This is a genomic window from Nostoc sp. (genome assembly GCF_054880495.1).
In genome coordinates, this window is record NZ_JBTYKD010000410.1 from 1 (window position 1) to 8,571 (window position 8,571).

Sequence of the window (8,571 nt, forward strand, 5' to 3'; positions counted from 1 at the left end):
CGATCGCACCGACACTCGTGTCCCGATATGTGGACACACCGTTATTATATAACGCTCCGGCGCAACACATCAGAATTAATGACATGAACTACTAGGACTTACGCAACTTTAGCGCAAGAGGGTGGACACAAAGCTATTTTTGAGGGAAAATCGCACTCTCAGATATAAATCCGGTGAGTCAAAAACTCCCAATCCTTTTACCAGCTTTGAATGTGCAGGTTTGTTAGAAAGAAGTTAGTCTCAAGGATGAATTCAAAATCCGACCGCTTCTAACTTTAATCCTTTAGCTAACTTTCAAGCAAAGCACCACCACAACTAGAACCACACCCAGCAGTACAACCATAACAATAAGCAGCAGTTTGTATTTCACTAATCACGTCTAAACTGCCAGCTTCTAAGAGGTTGCTAACTGTCAAGGTTTTACCATTGCGGTTTTTCGCAGGCAAATTCATCATTTGGTTAAAGTCACAATCATATACATTGCCCAGATAGTCAATTGAAAGTTGATCACGACACATTAAATGTTCAAGTGTGCTGGAATTAAAATGCGACTCCAAAAACTGCAAATAGCTGCTGTACAGTTTTCTCCGTTCTAAATGCATTTTTGTTCTACCAACTGGTAAGTTAGTAATGGTGAAGAGGTTGTTAAACACAATGTTAAAATGTTCTTGTAAGAACATTTTGTAATCTTGTTCTAGGTTAGTCTGTTCGGGAGCTAAGGAAAATTTTTCATCGCTGGGTAACTGAGGATTAAATACTAAGTCCAAAGTTAAATTTGGCTCTTTACCATAGCCGAGTTGGTTAAGCCACTGCAAAGCTTTGACTGAACTATCAAAAACACCAGCACCGCGCATTTTATCAACATTATCTGCTAGGTAGCAGGGCAGGGAAGCCACGATTCTTACTTGGTATTGAGCAAAGTATTCTGGTAAATCACCAAATCCATCTTCAAAATAAATGGTCAAATTAGACCGGACAATCACTTGTTTACCAGTTGCTTTTGCTGCTTCTACCAGTGGCTTAAATCCATAATTCATTTCTGGTGCGCCACCTGTCAAATCCACAATTTGAATTTCGGGGAATTTGTGAATTAGCGAAATCAATTGTTCGCAAATTTTAGGAGAAAGTTCTTCTATACGTTTTGGGCTGGCTTCGACATGACAATGTGTACAGGCAAGGTTACAACGCTTACCTAGATTAATTTGTAAAACAGTAATTCCTGTTTTTGTCAAAGGTAAACTGAGTTTATTTTTAAAAGCTGTGACTGCTGTATTTAGGATAACTTTTGGTTGAGTTGGCATTAGTTACTATTCCTTATATAGCGGTTCTCGGTTTTTGTGAGGTACAAGAACCCCACCCCCAACCCCCTAAGAGCAAGCGAGGAGGGGGCTATGATCTACCTCATCTGACTAATAAACGCTATACCATTTCTTTGTGAGGCTGCGCCAAACCATTTTAACCCGCATTTCTCACAAGCTTGAAATGCAGAGGGGCAGAGGGGCAGAGGGGCAGAGGGGCAGAGGGGAAAGAACTTGTACAAATCTCTCCCCTGCTCCCCTGCTCCCCTGCTCAAGAGCACAAGGTTTTGAGAGATGTGGTGAGAAATCCGGGTTTAACTTCTTTCTTTGCGTCCTTCTCTATGAGACACTGCGCGTAAGTAAGTGGGTCAAATTAAATATAAAACCTTACTCTGCCTCCGGCTTCCCTCTCCGAACTCACGGAGAGGGATTGAGGGTGAGGTTTTATCTTATATTTAATTGTGCCTTCCTACTTAGCTTGCTTGGACGTAGGAGTATGCGGTTCGTTTTTCTTTCTTTCTTGCACTTAAATAATGTTTTAGCGCATCTTCATACAGAATTGATATTAAATATAGCACAAACAAATATATTTAAACTTTTCTAAGCTTGCAATAATCTGTAGGTTATTCCACTAATAATTGCAGCAGTAGGTAAAGTTAAAAGCCATGATAATACTATCTGATAAAAAACCCACATATTCACTTTTTTAGCAATTACTCCTACTCCAAAAATCGAAGCGACTGAAACATAAGTAGTAGAAACTGGCAGCCCAAACAGACTAGCTGCAATCACCAGAACTCCAGTTACTATATTTGCTGATAACCCTTGAGGATGATTCATTGAGGTAATTTTTGTACTCATGGTGATAGCAACTTTTTGGGAGTTGAGTAAACCGCCAAGTGCCATTGCGATCGCTATTGTGATCATTCCTCCCCGAATCGAGAAATACTCAATAATCAAAATGAGTGAAACAATCTTAGGAGTGTCATTTAATCCTCTAGCAAAACTGATAATTCCAGCGCTGATAAAATGGCAAGTATCAATCATTTTCTGATTGACTGGTAGCTTAAATTTAGAATTGATATAGTTAGATAAACTGTAAATTACTGCTCCCAAGGAAATAGCAATAATTGGACTGAGTAATAGAGGCAAAATAAAGGAAGTTCCCAAAGCGGTAAAATTAACTTTGAGTCCGATCGCAACTAATCCAGGGCCAATAATAGCACCTGCTAAACTGTGAGTTGTGGAAATGGGAAACCCCATGAGGGCGGCTATGAGTACAGTTAAACCAGCTGCGATCGCTACTGCTATATGAAACTCTGGGGTATTGGCGATCGCATCCGGCAATAGTCCTTTCCCAGAGAAGTTTTTAACTAGTGTACTTGCTAAAAAAGTCGCAGCTACCGCACCAGCCAAAGTTGTAAAAGTTGCCCATAAAATTGCTGTTTGATAGCTGGTAGTTCTGCTACCAAACAGCGTTGCTACCCCTTGGAAATTGTCATTTGCACCATTTGAATATGCCAAAAAAAGCGTAGCTAAAAATAGACTAATTAACAACATCTTGGGGCTTATAAATTAACAGCAACCACCACCGCTATAGTGCCAGGTTGAATTGGTCACAATTATTTCTGATGGCTTTATAGCCGCAAGTTTAGCAGCAGTTTTATCACACACTGCTGCGGGAATACCTCGCTGGAGTAGATGACCTACTGAATCGTCAAAGCAGGGTTCCAAACCAGCGTAAATTGCTGTTTTACCAGTGAAAATGCAAGCACCATCTTCGGGAATAGCAACTTTAAAAGATACAGAATCCAGGCTTTCTAAAAGTAAGTGTTCTTCTAAATTATAAGTTTGGGAATCTAGAAGACGATAAGGACGACGGGCGCGAATTTCAACTTGACCAAAGCCAGCATTTATAATCCGTTCAGTATACTCTTGATAGGTGAATGCGCCTGATAAACACATAGCTCTGAGTCGTTCATCTTGTTGAAGATGTGCTGGAATTGGACTAGTGGCAATTGGATCGCTCATCTGCAAGCGTCCGCCTGGTTTTAATACCCGATAGGCTGCTTTTAAAGCACGGGTTAAATCTTCTGGTTCAAAGATATTGAAAAGGCAATTTTGCGCCACGATATCGACGCTAGCATCAGCAACGGGTAAGTTAAAAGCATCGCCTTCACGGATTTCTACAAAACTGATGTCAAACCAGGGGTTTTCTTGAGCAGCAATTTCTAGATTACGTGCTGCGGCTGACCGCATGGCTGCAACTGGTTCAACGGCAATTACAGCACCTGCATGGCGGGAAAAATAAGCAAATTGCAACGCTTCTAAGCCACCGCCAACGCCCACATACAGCACAGTTGGTTGATTTCCTAGTTCGGTGGGGTGAACAGTGGTGCCACAACCATAATTCATTTCCTGCATTAACAAAGGAATTTTTAATCCTGGTAGTTGCAGGGGTGTACTTTGCACACAACAAAGTCCAAGTTGCGGGGTTTGGGCAACTTCGCGGTAGAATTGCGCTGCTGTTTCTAGATAGGTCATGCCATTTTAGATATTAGATGATCATACTTTTGTGCATCCTAGTCTAATTAAAACTCCGAGTTGGATGAGTTTTTGGCAATCTCAGCAAAAACCCCAAATCTTCATAAAACAAGAGACTTTGGGGCATCTGCGTTAATCTAGACTTAATCATCCAAGGTGTAAATCAAATTCCTTAGCAGTTAACTGAATTAACCGATGATCTCGGTAGACTTTCCGCGTGCGACGATTTCAACTCAAGTCTTCAAATTCTAAAATATCTGTACCGTTTGCTTGCTGGCTTCTTCGCAGGTGGGTGCGGACTCTGGCTAATAATTCATCAACGCTGAAGGGTTTAACGAGGTAATCATCAGCACCAGCGTCTAAGCCTGCAATGCGATCGCTCACTTCATCTTTAACGGTTAATAAGATTATCGGCACTTGATCACTAATACTTCGCAGGCGACGGCAAATTTCCAACCCCGACAAACCCGGCAAGATCCAGTCCAAAATTACTAAATCTAGATGTAGCTTACGCGCTGCGGTGAGTCCAGTTAATCCATCGTAGGCAATACTGACTTGATAGCCTTTATAATTCAATTCCAATTCGACAAATCGTGCCAGTTTGACATCATCTTCAACCAGTAAGATATGCGTCATGATGATGTTAATGATTTCAGCAAGGTACGGTAAGCAACTCTCAGGTCTGGAAAGGAAACACCTGATTGAGGTGCTAGCTACTGAATAGCCAAACATCTAATTAGGTGTACGCTAGCTTAGTAGAAATCTGAGTAAGTAACAACCGTAAGTCTGCAATTAGCGATCGCTGCTTGATCAAACAGGACTTACGCAAACAATAGCCAAAAAGAGTGATTTTTCACGTAGGGGCAATTCATGTAGCTTTAGCTTCCCACAGGGTATTGCCCCTACAGTGTATAGTTTTGCATCAGTCCTATCGGCGCATCTTCAAACAGAAATCGTATAACCGTACAAAAGCCGAGTATTACAAACAATTTAGAACCGCTATAGTTAACTTGTGTTGTTAACCAACTTCTTGGAGGCGCAGCTAAACTTACCCTAAAAAAGCATCAAGCTTCCGGGAAACTGCGAAAACTAATGACTTATGACTTTTTCAGTAACAAAAAGCTACTTTTTGACCGATGGGCACCAAGTTATGACTGGCTCTTTCCTTCAGTGTTTTATCGAGCCGTTCACAAACGGTTGTTACAGTACGTCGATTTACCAAAGCCAGCAAATGTACTTGATATCGGCTGTGGTACTGGACGTTTACTTGAGCGCCTTGCTACTCAATTTCCCGACCTGCGAGCCACCGGATTAGATTTATCTGCTAATATGTTGCGGGTAGCAAGACAGAGCAACCGTCACCGTCCACGTTTAATTTATATTGAGGGCAAAGCTGAGTCTCTTCCCTTTGCTGATGGTCAATTTGATGCCGTTTTCAGCACTATCAGCTTTTTGCACTATTTGGAACCTAAACAAGTAGTTAGTGAAATAGCACGAGTACTTTCTCCCGGTGGACGCTTTTATTTGGTTGACATTACCTCCAAAAAAGAGACAGAACCTCAATTCTTGCCAGTCTCTCCGCGGGGAATTAGACTCTACAGCCCTAATCAACGTCAACTCCTTGGGTCCTCTGGCGGATTATTGTGTTTGAATCACCACTATTTACTAGGACCAGTCTTACTAACGATTTTTGCTAAACCTCCGTTGGATTGATGGATAACACTCCCCTTAAAAAGGCTTGCTTTAATTCTCTCCTTTTTAAGGTGACTTCGACGAAGTGAACTACCTACACTGACCTGAGCTCCTAAGAGTGAGACGTGGGATGAATTGCTGTTTCAGCTAAAACAACTTACAGCAGAAATCATGTATTTGAACCACATCTGTTGTAGGGGCACAGCACTGCTGTGCCCTTACCGCGTGGTCTATTTACCTGAAAATAGCTGTAAGACAAAAACCTAACTCTAAGCAGCCTTTTAGCCAATTGCGAGAATCTAAATATTCTCCTTGAGCGTAGACAAGCCACTTGTCTGAGGAAATTGTGGCAAGTCTTCAAAAGATATTGGCACAAAACCAAAGCAACTCTAAAACTGCGCCAGTCGCTGACCTAAACATTCCAGATAAAGTGGCTGTGTTGCTGTCTTAATCAAATGCTGCGTTAGCAAAGTAGCCAAACCGCGACCTCTCCAAGCTGATGCAACCACCAAACTACCAAGTTCTTGTGCCCCTGAGAAATTGCGTAGCTGTCCACAAGCTACCAGATTGCGTAGGCTTTGCCCGCACTTCTCTACGAGACGCTCCGCGTAGCTTGCTTCCCGAAGGGTACGGCAAGCTACCTCGACTGCGCTCGGCACAAGTCAGTGACCACCTTCGGCATCGCATTTAAATACCTCATTTGCCATTTCCTGTCAACTATCAATAAAGCAACTTCGACATCAAACCCGTTCCAAGTTCTCCCTTAAGCACAGCAAGCGTTTTCAACTTAACAAATTCCATATTTAGGGATTTTTGTCAGCATACATGAGTAGTAAGAAACAATACTTCCGATAGAGGAGCGAATCAGCCATAACTAGATTCTGGATAGATACACTCAAACCCCAAATTTTCTTAAAATAATGCCAAGAATAAATGATTAGGGATGTAATCATGGCTGAACAAGAAAAACAAAAACCTAATAATCAAGAAAGTACGCCTACTGCTTCTGGTGGCTACCAAACCCCTATCGACGAAAGTATCCGCAAAACTGGTGATGCTGAACAGAGTGATGCTAAACCCACTGCTACACCAGAAGCACCAGGCGAAGATCCTGTAGCAGGTAGCCCCAATCAGGGAACTGAGTCACGTTAATTGATTTGAATTTTCTCAAATTTCAATAATCTAATTACGCTTTTTCTAATAACCCGGATTTAGTAAACTTTGAGTGGATAGTTGTGGTTTAGATCACGATTATCCACTCATTTTTGTTGTGTGAAAATCATTTTTAGAGAGGTGGGGGCTAGTGTGGTAAGTGCGTTAAGCTGTTGCGCCTTTAATTTGCACTAATATTTTTTCAACATGGTTGTGGGGTGGGCATCTTGCCCGCCCTGATTGTACAAGTTGTATACATAACAGTTTACCCAACAGCTCTCCCTAGGCATCGCTTTCGGATTATGGCGTTATATCTGGAGTTTGTCAGCATAGCGTTAAGCAGAAATCGCCTATCTCTGAAAATCTGCTAAACTTCACGATTCTTAATCATGACAGCTTCCTCCTGTGGCTAACAGAAGTCCTACAATCCAATAGGCTGATCTGAAAGTGGTGATTTTTTACAAAGCTCATCTGCATAAAAAGGTAGTCTTTGTAGACTAGCAGTTTTTGATGACCATGTGCAATATGTTACCTATTTTCTATGATCACTTAATCCTTAATAACTACCTATACAGAAAATGCCCCTTAAAATCGTCCAGAACTTTGATAGCAGTTTCACTCTTGAAGCACAAGCTCAAGAAACTCTATTCGATTTATTGACAAGCGTTGCTTTCTTAAACCAAATTTGTCAACAGTTGCAGTGTGAGCAAATTAAATTTACAGAATTACTTTTCCAACCAGTTCCTTACAGCTTAACTACCACTAAAGGAATGCCAGCAGAATTTGAAAAATATCATGAATCTGATGAATATGCCATCATCAATGTCCCACCAAATTTCATGTTTAGTGCTAAGATTTTTAAACCCAGTCGCCTTTGTGCAATTTACCAAAAATTTGGTAATGGGTAATTTTGAAGATAATTTTTTCCTAATTAGCAATTCTCAATTCTGAAGGCAAATAGTAAGTTTGATATTTGATGTATGGCTCTTGAAACGAATCTTTCTTCTTTGGCATCCCTGGAATACATTCCTTACATTGACGATCGCGGTCAGTTACCTGAACAATTTCAGAGTAAAATCGGGGTATATGCTATCTTTGACCAAGAAAAAGTACTTCAATTTGTCGGATACTCCCGTGATGTTTATCTCAGCCTGAAGCAGCATTTAGTCCGTCAGCCACAGCAATGCTATTGGGTAAAAGTTCAAACTATTGAACGTCCTAGTCGCACAATTTTAGAAAATACTGAAAATGCTTGGATTGCGGAAAATGGCAGTGTGCCTTGGGGAAATGGAAATAATAAGGAAAAATGGACTCATCTCATTGATGTCAAAGTGATAATGACACCTGAAGAACAGGCAAATTATCAAAATCCAGCTAATGATGAATTAGCACAGGTAAAAATTATTAAAAATGTGGCACGGAGAGTAGAAGCAGAAATTTCAACGCAATTGATAGAGGTGCGTGGTTTGCAAATGCAAATTCGCTTCAATCCTAAATTGAAAGAAGAAGGTTTACTAGATTTGAAATGAAGGTAGTTATGGGAAAAACTCTTGTTGGGTTTCACTTCGTTCAACCCAACCTACTAAGCTGTTGCGCCTTTAATTTGCACTAATATTTTTTCAACATGGTTGTGGGGTGGGCAGCGTTCGACTGACTTGTACTGAGCTTGCCCGCCCTGATTGTGCAAGTTGTATACATAAGACCTGTTGCAAAAATAAATTATGGTACAATAGGGCGTTTTAAAAATTTGCTTTCTATCTCTATCAGACATCCCAATGAGGTAACAAAAATTCTCTGTATAGATTCTGATATGGATTTTTTCTAAAACTCTTAACCATACCACAAAATAATTATGCAAGAGGTCTATAACAGCTTATTATCCTTA

Annotated in this window: 7 protein-coding genes and 2 pseudogenes; 4 read left to right on the forward strand and 5 right to left on the reverse strand. The window is 40.8% G+C overall.

What is annotated here, in order from left to right; all coding sequences use genetic code 11:
* Window positions 1-287: 287 nt before the first annotated feature.
* The 4 genes and pseudogenes from arsS to ACYTXL_RS34240 form a co-directional block, all read right to left on the reverse strand.
* The gene (gene arsS / locus ACYTXL_RS34225; RefSeq protein WP_461928472.1) at window positions 288-1,280 is read right to left on the reverse strand and encodes an arsenosugar biosynthesis radical SAM (seleno)protein ArsS; all 993 of its coding nucleotides are present in this window, start codon (window positions 1,278-1,280) and stop codon (window positions 288-290) included.
* Window positions 1,281-1,898: 618 nt separating this feature from the next.
* Entirely contained in the window at window positions 1,899-2,822 is a 924-nt protein-coding gene (locus ACYTXL_RS34230; protein ID WP_461928467.1) for an inorganic phosphate transporter, read from the reverse strand.
* Between the two features lie 51 nt (window positions 2,823-2,873).
* Window positions 2,874-3,842, reverse strand: a complete 969-nt coding sequence (gene arsM, locus ACYTXL_RS34235) for an arsenosugar biosynthesis arsenite methyltransferase ArsM (protein WP_461928468.1) — start codon at window positions 3,840-3,842, stop codon at window positions 2,874-2,876.
* Between the two features lie 159 nt (window positions 3,843-4,001).
* A pseudogene (locus ACYTXL_RS34240) lies at window positions 4,002-4,478 on the reverse strand (response regulator transcription factor); the annotation flags it as partial.
* Between the two features lie 456 nt (window positions 4,479-4,934).
* On the opposite strand from ACYTXL_RS34240, the gene ACYTXL_RS34245 reads away from it, so the two are divergent.
* Window positions 4,935-5,555, forward strand: coding sequence for a class I SAM-dependent methyltransferase (locus tag ACYTXL_RS34245; protein WP_292793706.1), 621 nt, complete (start codon window positions 4,935-4,937; stop codon window positions 5,553-5,555).
* A 148-nt stretch (window positions 5,556-5,703) separates the two neighbouring features.
* Here ACYTXL_RS34245 and ACYTXL_RS34250 read toward each other — a convergent pair.
* Window positions 5,704-6,100: pseudogene (locus ACYTXL_RS34250) on the reverse strand (GNAT family N-acetyltransferase); the annotation flags it as partial.
* A gap of 385 nt (window positions 6,101-6,485) precedes the next feature.
* Here ACYTXL_RS34250 and ACYTXL_RS34255 point away from each other — a divergent pair.
* From ACYTXL_RS34255 to ACYTXL_RS34265, 3 genes are all read left to right on the forward strand, one after another.
* Window positions 6,486-6,686, forward strand: a complete 201-nt coding sequence (locus ACYTXL_RS34255; protein WP_461928469.1) for a hypothetical protein — start codon at window positions 6,486-6,488, stop codon at window positions 6,684-6,686.
* 578 nt (window positions 6,687-7,264) lie between these two features.
* Complete coding sequence (locus ACYTXL_RS34260; RefSeq protein ID WP_461928470.1) at window positions 7,265-7,594, forward strand: hypothetical protein; 330 nt, start codon at window positions 7,265-7,267, stop codon at window positions 7,592-7,594.
* A 72-nt stretch (window positions 7,595-7,666) separates the two neighbouring features.
* Complete coding sequence (locus tag ACYTXL_RS34265; RefSeq protein WP_461928471.1) at window positions 7,667-8,215, forward strand: GIY-YIG nuclease family protein; 549 nt, start codon at window positions 7,667-7,669, stop codon at window positions 8,213-8,215.
* Window positions 8,216-8,571 lie beyond the last annotated feature (356 nt).